General features: G+C 48.6%; 15 protein-coding genes and 2 pseudogenes. 6 read left to right on the top strand and 11 right to left on the bottom strand.

Annotated features, from left to right (window positions below):
• Window positions 1-7: 7 nt before the first annotated feature.
• The 7 genes and pseudogenes from ACOYNV_RS15335 to ACOYNV_RS15305 all read right to left on the bottom strand — a co-directional run.
• Window positions 8-586: a DUF1788 domain-containing protein gene (locus ACOYNV_RS15335; RefSeq protein WP_422900662.1), complete on the bottom strand. Its 579-nt coding sequence runs from the start codon at window positions 584-586 to the stop codon at window positions 8-10.
• The gene (locus ACOYNV_RS15330) at window positions 583-1,179 is read right to left on the bottom strand and encodes a DUF1819 family protein (protein WP_422900661.1); all 597 of its coding nucleotides are present in this window, start codon (window positions 1,177-1,179) and stop codon (window positions 583-585) included. The genes ACOYNV_RS15335 and ACOYNV_RS15330 overlap by 4 nt, the downstream gene beginning before the upstream one ends.
• Entirely contained in the window at window positions 1,166-2,080 is a 915-nt protein-coding gene (locus ACOYNV_RS15325) for a WYL domain-containing protein (RefSeq protein WP_422900660.1), read from the bottom strand. Before ACOYNV_RS15325 ends, ACOYNV_RS15330 begins: the two co-directional genes overlap by 14 nt.
• Before the next feature lie 645 nt (window positions 2,081-2,725).
• Window positions 2,726-3,046, bottom strand: a complete 321-nt coding sequence (locus tag ACOYNV_RS15320; RefSeq protein WP_422900659.1) for a helix-turn-helix domain-containing protein — start codon at window positions 3,044-3,046, stop codon at window positions 2,726-2,728.
• Entirely contained in the window at window positions 3,043-3,216 is a 174-nt protein-coding gene (locus ACOYNV_RS15315; RefSeq protein ID WP_422900669.1) for a type II toxin-antitoxin system RelE/ParE family toxin, read from the bottom strand. Before ACOYNV_RS15315 ends, ACOYNV_RS15320 begins: the two co-directional genes overlap by 4 nt.
• A complete protein-coding gene (locus ACOYNV_RS15310; RefSeq protein ID WP_422900658.1) occupies window positions 3,191-4,087 on the bottom strand; it encodes a tetratricopeptide repeat protein in 897 nt (298 codons plus the stop codon). The genes ACOYNV_RS15315 and ACOYNV_RS15310 overlap by 26 nt, the downstream gene beginning before the upstream one ends.
• Window positions 4,088-4,891: 804 nt before the next feature.
• Window positions 4,892-5,164: pseudogene (locus ACOYNV_RS15305) on the bottom strand (integration host factor subunit beta); the annotation flags it as partial.
• A gap of 217 nt (window positions 5,165-5,381) precedes the next feature.
• Here ACOYNV_RS15305 and ACOYNV_RS15300 point away from each other — a divergent pair.
• From ACOYNV_RS15300 to ACOYNV_RS15285, 4 genes are all read left to right on the top strand, one after another.
• Entirely contained in the window at window positions 5,382-6,578 is a 1,197-nt protein-coding gene (locus ACOYNV_RS15300; RefSeq protein WP_422900657.1) for a tetratricopeptide repeat protein, read from the top strand.
• A complete protein-coding gene (locus ACOYNV_RS15295) occupies window positions 6,575-7,225 on the top strand; it encodes a hypothetical protein (protein ID WP_422900656.1) in 651 nt (216 codons plus the stop codon). The genes ACOYNV_RS15300 and ACOYNV_RS15295 overlap by 4 nt, the downstream gene beginning before the upstream one ends.
• Before the next feature lie 80 nt (window positions 7,226-7,305).
• On the top strand, window positions 7,306-7,761 hold the full coding sequence (locus ACOYNV_RS15290) for a hypothetical protein (RefSeq protein WP_422900655.1): 456 nt from the start codon (window positions 7,306-7,308) through the stop codon (window positions 7,759-7,761).
• Between the two features lie 44 nt (window positions 7,762-7,805).
• The gene (locus ACOYNV_RS15285; RefSeq protein WP_422900654.1) at window positions 7,806-8,183 is read left to right on the top strand and encodes a hypothetical protein; all 378 of its coding nucleotides are present in this window, start codon (window positions 7,806-7,808) and stop codon (window positions 8,181-8,183) included.
• Between the two features lie 76 nt (window positions 8,184-8,259).
• Here the strand turns inward: ACOYNV_RS15285 and ACOYNV_RS15280 are convergent, their stop codons facing one another.
• The 4 genes and pseudogenes from ACOYNV_RS15280 to ACOYNV_RS15265 all read right to left on the bottom strand — a co-directional run bounded on the left by ACOYNV_RS15280 (window position 8,260) and on the right by ACOYNV_RS15265 (window position 9,671).
• Complete coding sequence (locus ACOYNV_RS15280) at window positions 8,260-8,532, bottom strand: hypothetical protein (protein WP_422900653.1); 273 nt, start codon at window positions 8,530-8,532, stop codon at window positions 8,260-8,262.
• Window positions 8,533-8,581: 49 nt separating this feature from the next.
• A complete protein-coding gene (locus ACOYNV_RS15275; protein ID WP_422900652.1) occupies window positions 8,582-8,956 on the bottom strand; it encodes a hypothetical protein in 375 nt (124 codons plus the stop codon).
• A gap of 35 nt (window positions 8,957-8,991) precedes the next feature.
• Window positions 8,992-9,291 (bottom strand): hypothetical protein, encoded by a 300-nt coding sequence (locus tag ACOYNV_RS15270; RefSeq protein ID WP_422900651.1) that lies wholly within the window; start codon window positions 9,289-9,291, stop codon window positions 8,992-8,994.
• 83 nt (window positions 9,292-9,374) lie between these two features.
• Window positions 9,375-9,671, bottom strand: a pseudogene (locus ACOYNV_RS15265) (HU family DNA-binding protein).
• A 404-nt stretch (window positions 9,672-10,075) separates the two neighbouring features.
• Between ACOYNV_RS15265 and ACOYNV_RS15260 the strand changes: the two are divergent.
• The gene (locus ACOYNV_RS15260; RefSeq protein WP_422900650.1) at window positions 10,076-12,703 is read left to right on the top strand and encodes a hypothetical protein; all 2,628 of its coding nucleotides are present in this window, start codon (window positions 10,076-10,078) and stop codon (window positions 12,701-12,703) included.
• 163 nt (window positions 12,704-12,866) lie between these two features.
• A complete protein-coding gene (locus ACOYNV_RS15255; RefSeq protein ID WP_422900649.1) occupies window positions 12,867-14,243 on the top strand; it encodes a hypothetical protein in 1,377 nt (458 codons plus the stop codon).
• Window positions 14,244-14,609: the final 366 nt, after the last annotated feature.

The following is a 14,609-nucleotide window of genomic DNA, read 5'->3' as shown; positions in this document are numbered from 1 at the left end:
AGAAAATTTAGGGAACAAGTCGAAAGGCACGGTAGTAGTGGTCTTCCGAAAGCTTGTTGAAAAGGCGAAGTGAATAGCCGTCGTATTTGCCGGGGTAGAACATCACCAACGGCGTGTCCTTCATGTGCGGATGCAGCGCCGACAATAATGTATGGGTGCGCAGCATGGGATAAACAGCGCCGACGTTCCAGAGCAGCAGCACATCGAGATTGGCGATGTCGTGCTGGGCCACCAGGCGCTCGGCCAATTTATCTTCCTTGAGCACCCGGCGCAGGGATTCCAGCGTTTTGACGTTGCCCTGGGTGCGCTGCATTTCAATTGCCTTGTCGAGGATCTTTCGTTCTTCCAGTAGGCCGATGACCAGGTCGAACAGATTGACGTCCGCCGCCTTGATTGCCGGCTGATGCTTGCCAAGGGTCGGCATCACGACATCCTGAAGGAAGGCCCGCATGACCATTTCTTCTTCGGGCGGATAGTCGAAGATCCAGAACCCGATCTCGTTGCCGAGTCCCTGGTTGGTGAGCAGGTCGGGCGAGGTCAGCTTCGGCAGTATTTGATTGAGTCGCTCGTTGAAGGTTTGACTCATTGCGTCATGTCCATGGTGGAAAGCACGGTGGTTTCGCCATGTCGCTTCAGGTAGCGCACGACATCGGGGTGAAGATGAGGCGGTGTGAGCCGCAGGGTTTTGGTTGATTCAAGATATTTGCCCTCGGCCAATACCCGCAGGACGACTTGAAGCATCTTGGCTTTGGTCGAATCGCTGAAGTTCGCAACCTCGGGATCGCGTTGCACGCACTCTGCCAGGAAGGCTTCCCAATCCTTGGTCGGAGAGAGGTTCTGCTCCAGGCGGCGAAGATGTCCCGCATACACGTCGCGCAGAAAGTCGGCGAGAACGCGGCTGTGCTTGATCGCTGCCGCGAACAGCAACTGCGTCGCAACTTCCTGGGAGCCGTCGGCAATCAGCGACCAGGCTTCGTCTTCGAGCGTATCGAGCCGGTTGCGGATCAACCGGGCCTGCCGGCGTGCGGTTGCAGGTGTTTTCTTCTGCAGAATGTTGTCGAGCTTCAGGGCCTCAAACCACTGTTCTTTCGAAGGGTGCGTGAGGAGAAGTCTGGCCACCCGGCGGCTTTCTGGAAACATCATGGAACCGGCGGAAATTTCGGCGTTATAGAGGGGCATCTGTGCCGACTTTTCTGGGGTAACCGGGGCCAAGCATCGCGCTTTCGACCCCGTTGAGCACCTCTTGATTTCGCAACCAGAGATGATGTCGATGGGGATCAAGGGAGTGATTCGGCGAGCAATCGACGTTCCATCGCACCAGTGCGTACCCGGCCACCGCCGCTCGCACACGAACAGTCAAAACGCCACCGGTGATTCCATAATCTGCTTCTATCGCTTTGGGGTGCGACAGGCCAGGATGTACTACGAGATCCAACTGGATCAGTTGATTCCATTGCCCGTCCGCGGCCAATGTTTCTTCTGCCGCAACCGAGGCGTTTGCGGTTTCCAGGCTGGAAATCCGGTTGATGACGAAATCACCAAACCGGGAATTTTTACGGTCGTAGGCGCGAACGTGCCAGCGCATTCCGTTATCGACGAGGGCGAGTGGCACGACGTCACGAACTGACGCGCCCGATGACAGTGACTGGTAGCGGATTTTCAGTGCAAGCCGGCGATGAATGGCCCGTGCAATCGTGGCGATGGTATCGATTGGGGGTGGCGCCAGCAGATCGGCGCCGTCGGTCGGGATTTGACGTCCGATGCACAGTGTCAGTCCGTCACCGTACCCCTGTCGAAGCCAGGCCAAGGCCCGCTCGGTCGCAATGGGATAAATTGGCGCGAATCGGTCGCTGATTGTGTAAAGCTTGGCGCTTGCATCATAGACGAGATTGCCAGGCGCCAAGCCTCGGTAGCAAGTCAGATCGCGGGTCGCTGCGGCCTGTGCAATGCCGAAGCGGGATTCAAGGTCTGCACGCCGTAGCTCGCCACTGAAAAAAACCTTGTAATCAATATATGCAAGGCGCTCGCGCTGAGTCTGCGTGAGCAGTGACGCATCCGCACTTGAGCTCTCTAAATTCATGCGGGGATTTGCGGTTTGGATGCCATTGCCAAATCATACACTGCCCATTGCATATTCACATCATTTTGATGATGATTGACCAGCAAGGATGCAAACTTCGGACTTGGATTGGTCGTCCGCCTTAAATATGTTCGGTTCTCAAGTAGAACTCGGCCTGCGATTGGATCTGCGAAACCGGATGAGCCAGGAGGCAAGCGGAGCATGGCAGATCCGGAGCCATGGCCTGTGAGCACCCCGCAGATTGGGGATGGCAGAGAAGTTCGAATTGCCAAGGATGCTCGAAAGGCATCAGGTGTATATCCTGCTTTCTGATGTGCCCATAGAGACAATCGGCAACCGAGGTTCGTGGTCATCTGAAGGAGTTCGCCCCCCAAAAAGTCAGTACCGCAAAAGGCTGGATCGCCCCAATTTCAGAACTTCAGGAATTGCAAGGCATGATCTCTGGATCGGCATTTCCAGACTGTGGCGTGCGGCGCTTTGTAAAGTTTGGATGGGTAGTTATCTGGAAGGGCAACCCAGCAGGCGCTTCCGATCCAAACCTGCCGGGCAAGAATCAGAAGCGGCAATTCCCCGTGCAAGCCGAAGAATGGGATGCAGCCGTTCGCAATCCAAAATTGATGTTTTTTCCTGCACGGCGGTTGCTGATCAGGCAAATACCACAGATACGTGCCCAACAGCTTTGGACCGAGAAGCGGACTTAACGACGATTTCGACGTTACGCCCCAGTCGGGTCAGGCAGTCAATCATCTTGGTCTCGGAGATCCCGCGAAACTGGCCTCGCAACATGTTCGAGAGCTTTGGTTGAGGAATGCCGAGCATTTCTGCTGCTTGAATTTGCGTGAGTTTTCGGCGCTTGATGATTTCACCGATTTTGGTGGCAAGTTGAGCCTTAACCAACATATCTTCTGCATCCCCGATTCCCAGGTCCGCATAAACGTTGATGCTGCCTTGTTCGATCTGTGTCATTTCGCTACTCCTTCTGCATGCTGCCTTGCCAATTTCAGTCGAGCCTCGACAATATCCATCTCGTGCTTCGGTGTTGAGATGCACTTGTGGGATTTCTTCTGGAAGCAATGCAGCACATATACGGCATTCTTGAACCGAACCTGCTTATTTCTTTTCTTCCAATAAGCCAGAAAACCGCTCCTTACCGAATTCGATACGCTTCAATCCGGCAACGTTCAAGGGAATACCTTCCTCCATACTTTCGGCGACAACGCGATTCGTTGCGGCCGGCAAATACTGTGGATCTAGCTCAAGGGCGCGATCAAATTCGGCCAAGGCTTGAGCCTTGTGGCCCAGACTGGCAAGACATAGTCCCATGTTGCCGTGAATCGGCGGGTTGCGGTCATTTTTCGCCGCACTCGCGCGAAAACCGGCTAAAGCACCCGACCAATCCCTCTGCTCCATGAGCTTAAAGGCGCGATCGAACTCGGACTGAGATTCAATATAACTGTCCAAATCAATGCCATCGTTTTCACGTATGGAAGCCGCCATGCTGTCCAGGAACGATCTGGCCTGCTTGGCGGGCGTATCGCGGGGATCTCCATACTCCAATACTTTGCGGTAGGCGCGAACTGCATTGCCTACATCGAATAGCTTTTGATGTGACAGAGCCTTGTTAAAATGAGCCTCGACAAAATATGGAAAAATGGAAATAGCCTTTTCGAACCAGTTGATGGATTCTTTGAAATCACCCGAGATAGCATGCAGGGTTCCCATTCCGTAGCACACGCGATGATTATCGGGATGGCCACCGAGCAACTTGTTTAGCGCCGCCCAAGCCTCATTTGTTTTGCCACGTTCGGCAAGTTCCATCGCAAAATTGACGGCCTCTTCCACCTCTTTGTTTGACTCGGGAATAAAATAACCATCAGGCAATATCGCAGATGGGCTGCGGGTGGCGCGATACTTTTGTGCAGCAGTATAGTGCGAGCAGCCTGTGCATGACTCATCGCGAATCTCTACGCAACAGAGGCTACAAATATCCACGTTATTTTGACGCAAGCAACGTCTCTGAGCTTTTCGCTTTCCGCAGAGCGGACATGGATTTTTCATCGTACAAAAGACTCTCTATCTAACAAATTTTTTTAATAATCAATCGCATATAAGTTGAAGTCCAATGGAGACTTCATCGACACAGTAAATTTTAATTTACCACGAAGCTCTGCGATTGGCCCATTGCGGCACGTACGAACGGCCGCTTCAATATCGTCTATTTTAACGTTGAATGTCGCTTGCTGGCCTGGAGCCCCGCTCCAACATTTCGGTAAGCTGAAGCTCAAACTTCTTGCACTTCCATCATTGCCAGATTGCCAATAGTAGCCGCGGAAGATCACCAGCCTCCCATCTTGATCTGCTCAACCCCCTGGTCTTCCCTCTCCAGATATCCACAAAAGCCCTGTGAGCCAGTTCTATGCCATGGCATGGAAGAACAGAAAATTGTACTCCCCCATGAGTGAAAGCCCCGCCCATTCAGGCAACCATACGAATCGGCGTCACCCCAACCGACGCTTCGACGCGCTCCCGCATTTCCTTAGCTGCTACATAATGCCGCGAATTTCCTGCCTACGATTCCTCTCATATCTCAATTTATTCCTTCGATCCACCTTGGCCCTATGTTTTCTCATACGATCACGTCGAATCCTTATCGATACTCCCAGCCACAAGAGAAAGAGGATCAAAACGAATAAAATAGCAATCCAAGGGTGTTCCGCTATTTTTTCAATCATGATGTTGTGTTGGTGCGGTTGCGATCCTTGGCCCGAGTCGAGACGCAACCCCAAGAATTGGCGTCACCCCAACCGATCCTTCAACGCGCTCCCGCATTTCTTTCCCCGCCTTAAAATGGGGTGCATATTTCGGCGCCACCAACACCGACTCTCCACTTTTCGGATTTCGGCCGGTCCGCGCCTGGCGGTAGTTCAAACCGAAGCTTCCGAACCCACGGATTTCTATACGATCGCCCTGTGCCAAAGAATGGCCGATGGCATCGAGAATCTCTTTGACGGAGATTTCAGCGTCCTTCGGCGTCAGATGATGGAAGCGGGCAGCGAGAGCGGCGATGAGGTCGGATCGTGTCATGGACGGCATTTTACCTTCTGGTGATGGGAAGGAACTTCTGCATTTTTGGGTGATAACACATCATCGCCGAATCGAAAGCAGAGATTGCCGTCTGGATGCGCTAGGGGCTGGTGACGATCTTCCGCTTCAGTCTCATACCACCTTAGTCAAGGCTATGTAACGCCAAAAGCATGCCCCCAAGGGTAAAATGCCCCTTTGCCCCTCAATCAGGTTACCCGTGCCGCAACTTCCACAAGCCCCAGAGATTTACCAGATTCCCCTTGATCAAGTCGATACCCAGGGTCTTAATTTGCCGCCCAAAACGGATTCCGACTTTGAACAAGCCCTGATCACTCACACCGCGCTCCACTATGCCTCACGCGACTGGAACGCCGCAGTGGTTGTTTCTGAAGGATTCTTGCGGGTTGTGGCGGTGCCCCAGTCCGGTGTTGAGCCAAAAAAATACCTACTTGGCCTGTTGCGCGAGGGGTTTATCGAGGACGCACTGCCGGGGCTTGAAGCGCTCTACGGCATGATCGACGACCCCGACGTTGCATTCAATTTTGGTGTAGCACTCAGTGAGCTTGGCCGGGTTGAAGAATCTCTCGCCCCTCTGAACAAATGCCTCTCCCTGGACCCTGCTTACGATAACGCCGCCATCGCACTCGGCGTGTCGCTGGCAAAGCTTGGACGCCACGCAGAGGCCGAAGAAATACTCAAAATTGCTGCAAAAATCCAGCCCGACAACCCTCTCATCAAACAAAACCTTGCAGCCACCTTGGCGAGGGCTGGCAAATTTTCTGAGGCACTTCCCGCATTCCGCCAAGCCGCCTCACTGGCTCCGAACAACCCCGCTTGCCTCATGGGCCTCGCACAGTGTCTTGACTCTATTGACCCGAGACGAGACGCAAGCCCTGGCATTTATGCCGGGGTAAGTCGAGATGATGGGCTTTTGTCTCCTCTCAAGTCTTCTGTACAAGCTCCTTCCTTAAGGGAGGAGACGAATGATGAGCACCGTGTCGAGGCGTTGAAGATCTACAAGCAGGTGATACAGAAATTCCCGAGCTCACCATTTACTGAAACCGCCAAACAAATCCTCAATCGCGCAGGCCAAGACGATCTCCGCAAACCCGTGGAAGGCGGACACCGCCCCGACGCCATCGAGTACATGGCTTGGGCGATAGAGCATTTTGACAAGTTGCCAAAAGCTCAAGTCGGCCAAATCACCATGGAAATCGGCCTTCTTGGCGAACAGGGTCTCGAAATCAACAACCCGACAAAACGCTACACCCTCAAAAACCTGCAGGGCGATTTCTCCGGCTTGCAACTCCTCTGCATGATGCATGTCGGGATGGCGATGTTTGACCCTCATGCAGACTGCGGCTCCGGGCTTACCCGCGAGTTTGAAATTGCCAAAGGATTGTCCGGAAAGTGACCTTCGTCGCCCCTCTTCGCGCCGAACCGCCCCAGCAGCTACTGCCCGGTCTGCCCGCTGCGGCCTATAATTCTTCCGATCTGCTCGAAAACCCCGCCCTTGACGATCTTTTTTGGCATCAAAAAAAACGGTACATCCGGGAATTTGGATTTTGCTTGGTAACGGCAGAAGCCCTTATCCTTTTGGCTGAATATTTAGCCGGGAAAAAGGTTCTTGAGGCGGGTAGTGGTTCAGGGTGGCTTGCTTCAGAATTGTCTCTGCGTGGAGTTGATATTATCGCCGCAGACTGGACAGACTATCGCCAACCGCCAGCAGAGGCCGGGCACGGGTATCCGATGCGCTCAGTCTATAGACTCGACCACCACGGCGATGCAACCAAGCTGCTGCCGGGAGCGTTTGATGTGGTCATGTTAGTTTGGCCGAATCTCAATACCCCGTTTGCAGAAAATGTGGCGAAGGCGATGAGTTCCGGCCAAATTATGATCTATGAAGGGGAAGGTGTGGGCGGTTGTAATGCAATTGATGCCTTCTTCGATGTGTTGGCCGCTGAATTTGAACCTCTTGCGAATGAAACGAAGGCGCTCAACGAGTGCCACCGAACATTTCCCGGATTGCACGACCACTGGCAGATTTTGAGAAAAAAATGAAAGCTCCCGAAGCCCCCATAAGCACTCCGCCATTGGCGTACATCGACATTATTTTGCCACTGATCAACGCGGCCAGAGGCATGCTCGAAGGCGGGCAATCGCTTCAGTCCTTCGTTTTTGTCGGCAATTTGACGACAAAGCAGACAATGGCCGTCATGGTCGAGACGGGTAGCGAAGAGACGAAAGATCAAGCGGCGGAGAATATCAGGCTCGCGGCCATGGCGCTTGATGCCGATTTCACGTTTGCGATCATGGAGGCGTGGTCCTTGCCGCCCGAGAAGATGTCGCAAATGAATGCAATTTTCGACAAATACGGATCCATTGGCGCTTCGCCATTCGCCGTCGACACCTGCTCGTTCATGCTTGAGACTCGGCATGGATCTTGGATGGCGCAACCGGTGATAAAAAAGATGGGGGTCTCCAAGAAAAAGCGAACCTTTGGAAAAGTGGAATTTCGGTTTTACACGGAGTTACAGGGGCGGTTTGCGCACTTTTTGCCGATCAAAGACGATGAAGTGCCGGGTGTTTTGCACTGAAAGACATATTTTGAAATTAATGAAGGCATCAACTGAAGGGCAACATGGGTCAATCCAAACCAATATATCCGCTCGATAGCCTCATTTCAGAGGCCATAGTGCGGCGAAAGCAAAAGAATAAAGCAGAACAAAAGAACCTCGATCTACCGACTGGAGCAAAGTTTGCGGGCTATTTGATTTTTGTCCATTCAACAAAGGAATTCCTTAACCAAGTTGAAGATTCTCCCAAGGAATCAATCAGAAAATTCGCTGAAACGCCTGAGTACGCCCACCGCTTTGAGTCGTTGCATGATGCCAACAAATCGGTGCGACCAGAAAATGGCGAAAGTGTAGTCGCGCTTTTTAAACTCGGACAAATGCTGATCGTCGCCCAGGTTAATAATGAACTGGGGGGCGGCGGGAGCGGCGAAACGCTCCACTAACAGATCGTTCCGGCTGCCGGAAACTGCTTGTCCGAGACTGGCGGTATTGATCGTTCGCAGATACCGCTTTCATCCATTACGTTTTCATCGTTGATACCAAGGATTCCATCTTCTTGATCACCTCCGCGATGTTGCTTGCCGTTGCCTTTTCGTACGTGCCAGCCACCGCGTAGAGAGCCTTGATGAGATACATGACGGCCTCCGAGTTACCGTAGCCCTCTTCAATTTGTATTTCAATGGCGTTAAGTATGCTGCCGAGTCGCCTTAGCTCGAATCTCGAGAGACCTGTTGTTTCCAATTGCTTCGATAGGGTCGCGAATACATTTGCGCCTTCCAAGTCATAGGGCATTGTTAGCTCCGTTTCGTGGTGCCTGGCAGGTTAAAGGGATTCATTCGTACTAACGGCCAATGCCTATTTTCTTGGTGGCGTTCGCCCCGAGGATCTGCTTTTGAATTTCAATCAACTCAAATTTCTGTTTTTCTAGGGATGTAAGTTTTCTCTTAAGGCCATTTATTTCCGTATTGATTGTTCTCAGTTTATGTTCGATCTCCAGTTCCTTAACGCCGTTAGCTCCATGCAGTTCTAAAGCCAATGACTCAACCTCGACTCGAAGAAGCTTGAAGTAGGGATTACCGTGAGCGGAGTTTCGTCGGTACTGTAATTTGCCCAGTTTCATGGCCCCAAAGACTTCATCTTCTGAAAGGCCAAATTCCTTACAAGCATTGATGTGGCTTAAAGTTCCACCTTGTTTTGTCCAATCAGATTCTGACATTATTAATTAATCCAATTTGCTGAGATTAGCGATTGCTAATGGGCACGTCTCGTTTTTTCCGAGTTCCTCATTGGTGATTTTATGTCATTCTCTTTTCTGAACTTTTTCATGATGCGGCTGTGTTCCTTCAGATACTCGAAATGGGCCCCGATGTCGCCGACATTGCCGTCATCCCAATCTATTTTCTCCTCTGGATGCTTCTCTCCGGCAATTGCCAGAGCCTCTTCAATAGTGCGTCCTTGGTGTAAAGCTTCAACCACTGCGTCATCATGGGCTATCTCCTCGGAAGTTCGATCACCGATGATCTCTGCCGCTTGATCGATGTATGCCTTCATAAACTTATCCATAATTTAATTCATCCGCCTAATTTTGCTATGAAAAAAGTTCTGCGTCCCAGCTCTGACAACAGACCGTTCGCTTAACGACCTTCGCTTCTAATTCTCAACAGCACCTTCAGCTTGGCTCTGGCTAGGATAATAACGACGCGCCGCGCCTTGATCATGGCTTCTTCAACTGCTTTAGGGTTGCGACCAGGACTTGGCTGTTTGTCACATAAATTGGAAAACCCCGAAACCGGCAAGTTTCACGGCAGCACTTTTTTTAGTGCCAACTGCATCTGATCAAAAAAAGCATCCACCAGATTTGAGGCTTCACATTTGTTCAGGCCAACCTTTTCGAACAACAGGTCGGCGAGTTCAGCCTTGGTCAGAGTCATTGCTTGGTTCCGAAGAGCCTACATTTTCGTCGATCAGATTATCGAAATCCAACTTATAAGTACCGACGAGGCTGGGAGGCACAATGGGTGCATGACCCAAGTCCGAGCGACTGCATTACGGAGGCACACTTGACCTGGTTAGTGGCGACAATCAGTTTGAAGCTTGAACCTGGCTGCGGTTCCGTGTATTTTTTGCGCGAACGGCACGTTCCGCGGGTAAGCGGTCACTCAGTTTTTAGGGGGGGGCTGGCTCCATCCGACCCAAAGCGGAAGTAGCCATTTTTGAAAAGTGGACGTTCAGGCAGAACTAATATAGCCTCAGCATAGGCTCACACGCGTATTCTACGAATTGACCAGCCAATCTTTACTTCAACTTAATATATTTAAACAATAAGGGACATAATATGAAAATCGGAGCCTATCACCTTTGTCGCCTTTATCTATTGCTGGTTAGCCTCGAAGCCGCAGTTATGCGAAAGGTAATCGATTGGCGCTCTATGGGTATCGGCTCGCCAAAAACAGAAGAAAGAATTAGGGCGAAGGCTTTTAGAATAACCCGTAATAAGCCTCAGCTTGCTACAAATGGTTTGCCGGAAATACTATTTTTCAGGGATAAGATGGATATCTTATTTGAGCAAATTGAGCGACAAAATATGCGAGATATTGCGAATGAACTTCGATCAAAATACAAAGCTTTAAATATAAACGACATTAGGAATCAAATCGCACACCCGCAATACGATATTTGGGAGCAAGACCTAACGCCATTTTACGATAGAGTAAACAACTTTATTTCCCTTAATGAATTTAGCGAATGCGGTATCGATGTTACGGATATTAAGAAAAAAATACTTGAGTTAAGTGAAGAAGAAACAGTAAATGATGCCAGCAAACTTTTGGCACTCGAATCGCCGTATCGGGCTGTTGATCTAATTCCAAACAATCTTCCAAGACCGTTCGATTTCAATGCGTCTGGACTTATTGGACGCACGGATGACTTAGTAGAGCTTCACAAAAATTGGAAGCGAAATCTGGCGATAATCGCTAGCGGAGGAATCGGGAAAACCTCAGTAGCGCTTGAATTTCTATCGCAACTATCTAATGACACCACAGCTGAAGATGAACTAGATGCTATTGTTTTCATCTCATTCAAGACTGAAATATTAGGGATTTCCGGGATTTCTAAAGCACGTAACAAACCATCTAAGGATGAGATGTTTGAAGAAATATTCTACAAAGTGCGTCAAGTGTTAGGTGGCAACGTGCAAGATTTTGAACTGCATGAAAAGAAGATACTGCTCTGCTTGGACAATTTAGAAGAAATAGTGCTTGACTATGAAGATGATTTTATCGAAGAACTTATAGCCACAATACCTGAGAATTGGCATTTTCTAATTACTAGTCGTATCCGCGTTATCGGATCGAAGAATGTAAATTTAGAATGTATGAGTGATGATTCTTTATCAATATTGTGCGATTCCTATTTATGCCAGTTTAATGTAGATGCTAGCATTGGAATAAAAAATAGACTCATAATAACGTCCAAGGGAAATCCGTTATTTCTTTGGTTTGCAACACTTCTCTATTACAAGGGAGGAAAAGAATGGCCTGATGCTATTGCTGAGGCGGAAGAAGGTGTCCTTGGATTTTCATTTAGATACCTTTTGCCTAATTTAAATAATTGCGAACTTAATGCATTGTGTGCCCTTACTTTTTTTCAGTCTCCAGCTACCCGTTATCAATTAGCAAAAGTATCTGGTATAGACGCCAAAGAGTTACCACCAACTATTGCGGGTCTGGCTAAAAGTGGATTAATAGATCGAACGGAAGGCGACATTGGTACAGACGAGCTGATTGCAATAAAAGATAGGTTCCGTGATGTTGTCGCACTCAGTGAGTCTCTTCATGTCATAAAAATGGCTACAGAAAGACGCTACACTATATTTAAGAATTCAAAAGATGTTCGAAAGGAATTGTTTTCAACAAATCGCTTCGCAAAGAATTATATTTCGCATGCAGCAACGGATGATTTGGCACGATTAATTTCTGATACTTATTTTAACCCCGACTTAAATGAAGTGGCTAAGCTATTTCAACTAAGAAAATTTTCTTCGCAATTTGGTGACTGCGCCGATTATCATTACTATCTCGGACGTATTCTCAGTGGGGAAATGGCAGTCACGGAGCTTCTTCGATCTCATGAATTGGATCCCACCCATTACTATTCATTGCTGCGTGTGGCTGATGAGATTAAATTAAATGACCCCGAACGCGCATTGCATTATATGCAGCCACTTATTGATGGAAATCTACACATTGCCGAAAACTCTAGCTTGGTGTTTGCCAATAAATTATTGACTTGTTATTCTCACTCTCTTGTTAAGTCGAAACGCTACACAGAAGCTATGGAATTTACCAGAGATAAGGATAAGATTTGCATTGGCTATATACCAGAGGCTAGACTACTGCGGTTAAGAATAATGATAAGAGTGGCGCAGTCTATAGAAAAATCACAACTTACAATTGAACTGATCAACAGTCTTTTCACCGCAATCCAAGATATCTATGATGTATTTGGTATGACATCCAATATAAATTACGATACTGATTGGGACGATAGCAGAAGTGAGTTCGCCAACAGGGCGGTTAAAGAACTTATTAATCTTATCCCCAATTCAAGGCATCGCCTACCGGATTCTGTAATTACCCTCTTAAAGGATGAAACATCAAAATTAAACAACTTTATTCAGTCAGCACGGAAAGATAGCCCTCAATACTTGACTGTTGAATCTTTGACAGAAAAGGGGTTTGAGAGATTTATAGTTAAGACTATAGACCTGAGCAAAGGTTTCGGATTTGCTTATACCCTTTCAGAAACCAGTAAAAATATTTATTTTAACACCAAGGCTATGATGCCGGACAGCAGAACGAAATGGCATGAGATTAGTGTCGGAGATGAAATTTACTGTTTAATATCTTCTGAAAAAAAGAAAGATCGACTGAGGTCAGCTTCATCTTTTGTTGCTTTGTAATTATAAAAATAGCTTGTTCTTTTAAGTTGTTTTCAAGGTGATGTGAGTGGTATAAGTGGCCAAGTTCATTTAAGAATGAGTACTCCTATCCACTTAAAATATTCACATCTTGGAGGCCCTGTGGGTTATGAATAGGGCGTTACACTTTTCTGTTGGAGGCGATATGTTTGCAAGGGCACAGCCCAATATGCATATTTTAATGATACTGCCGCTGCCTGGATTCGGCAGCATGTCTCGCCGCCGACAGGATTCGCATAAATTTGTAGGTCATGTTGAAAAAACGCTTGGAGGTGCCTGGGAGATTTCCGATTCAATTGTTCATGGAGATCTTGCGCCACCAGTTAAGGCTATGTTTGGTAAGAGGCCTGATACAGAACATCAACGGTGTCGTAGTGCCTCCATCAAAGCCAAATGGTGGACTCTAAGATTTACTATTTTGCAGTCATTGTATGAGAAATCTTTAGCCTCATGCTTCGGCGATTTGTTCAACGTCGCAGCTAAACGACGGGTCAGCACTTTGCTCGGAAAAGATTGGCATGATGAAGATATCCAGGTTGTTCCGCTACGGGTTGATCTCCACTTATTTCCAACAGGCATAGCGTTTTTGGTTGTTGAATGGAGTTATTTTCTATCTTCAAAAATTAAAAATCTCATTAGAAAGGATCCTGCATTATTCGCGAAATTGATAACAGAAATTAACTATTCGTTATCACACTCTCGAGGAAAAGCCGAACAGCCCCCCGATTCTGTTATTGCAGTTGAAGGGTTTGTTGCCACATTGATCCAAAGCTTGGATTTGTCTGAAGAAGGACTATCCTATCTTCCGCGGCGACGCCGCAGTATTCTTTATACCTATTTGGCAGACGAGTGGATAGGAGTAAGTGATGACGAATTACATAATCGCTGCCAAACTTTAGCGCATGTGTTTTCATCGGACTACTCGCCAAAAGTAGACACTTACCAGAAACCTCTCCAGACTTTTACGTCTTTAATTCATTCAGGTTCGTTGGATGGGGCCTGTACTATGGTTCGCCTGAACGGTTTGCATTTCTTAGATGTTTTCTTTTTGCAGTCCATACGAGAAGCTTACCTACCATTGCTGCTAACAGTTCTGCATGAACGGGTATTCCTTAACACCATAGCACGTTGGTCATCTAGCGCTAGCTTGGCTGGAGGCCGATTGCGTCTTCAACTTGCGTTGGCGACCCATCTACAAGATGCTTTACTTGAACACCGACTTTCCTGCCGCTTTGAGTCGGGGAGCGACAATTCTATTCATGATTTAGTGCTAAGGTACTGGAGAGGATGCTTGCAAATTTCGTCTCTTCAACTGGAGGTTCTTGACGATGTTAGGCAAGTTGAGCTTCACTTAAATTCACGTCTCCGTGAATTCTGGGATCGTATCGGGAAGATTGGGGGGGCATTTGGGGTGGTCTGGTCGCTGGATGCTTTTTTTCAGATACATTTTAAAGAATATATCCTAATTGGAGTTGAGCACCTACGAATGGTGGATTTTTCGGCGCTATGGATCATGAAGTGAGAGTTTGGTTCGCCCTATGGCCTTACCTTTAGGCTCGCTTCAGAGAAAAATCAACACCGACAGATCATTTCAGCGATCAACGGCGGTTTTGGAGAAAAATTCGTCACCGTCGGCAAATGGCCGGCAACCGACCGCCATCAATTTACACTCATCGTTTGCTTTCGGCCGCGAAGCTGCCGTACGTGGAATCTGAGTTGGCTGACGAACTGGCCCACAACATACCGTCACGCAACAGCGACAAAGCCACAACAGACGCAGCGGCGGAGGCAGCTCTTACGTCTCTCTCCCGGAGATATTCACGGGTGTCAAATAACCCGCGTTCAGCCGGGATGAAAGCGTGAACATTGCCTGACGAAGGCAGGGAAT

Origin of the sequence: Propionivibrio sp., assembly GCF_049316945.1 — a bacterium.
Lineage (GTDB): Bacteria > Pseudomonadota > Gammaproteobacteria > Burkholderiales > Rhodocyclaceae > Propionivibrio.
The sequence above is the reverse complement of the archived record's forward strand: the minus strand, read 5'-3'. Positions and strand labels throughout refer to the sequence as shown.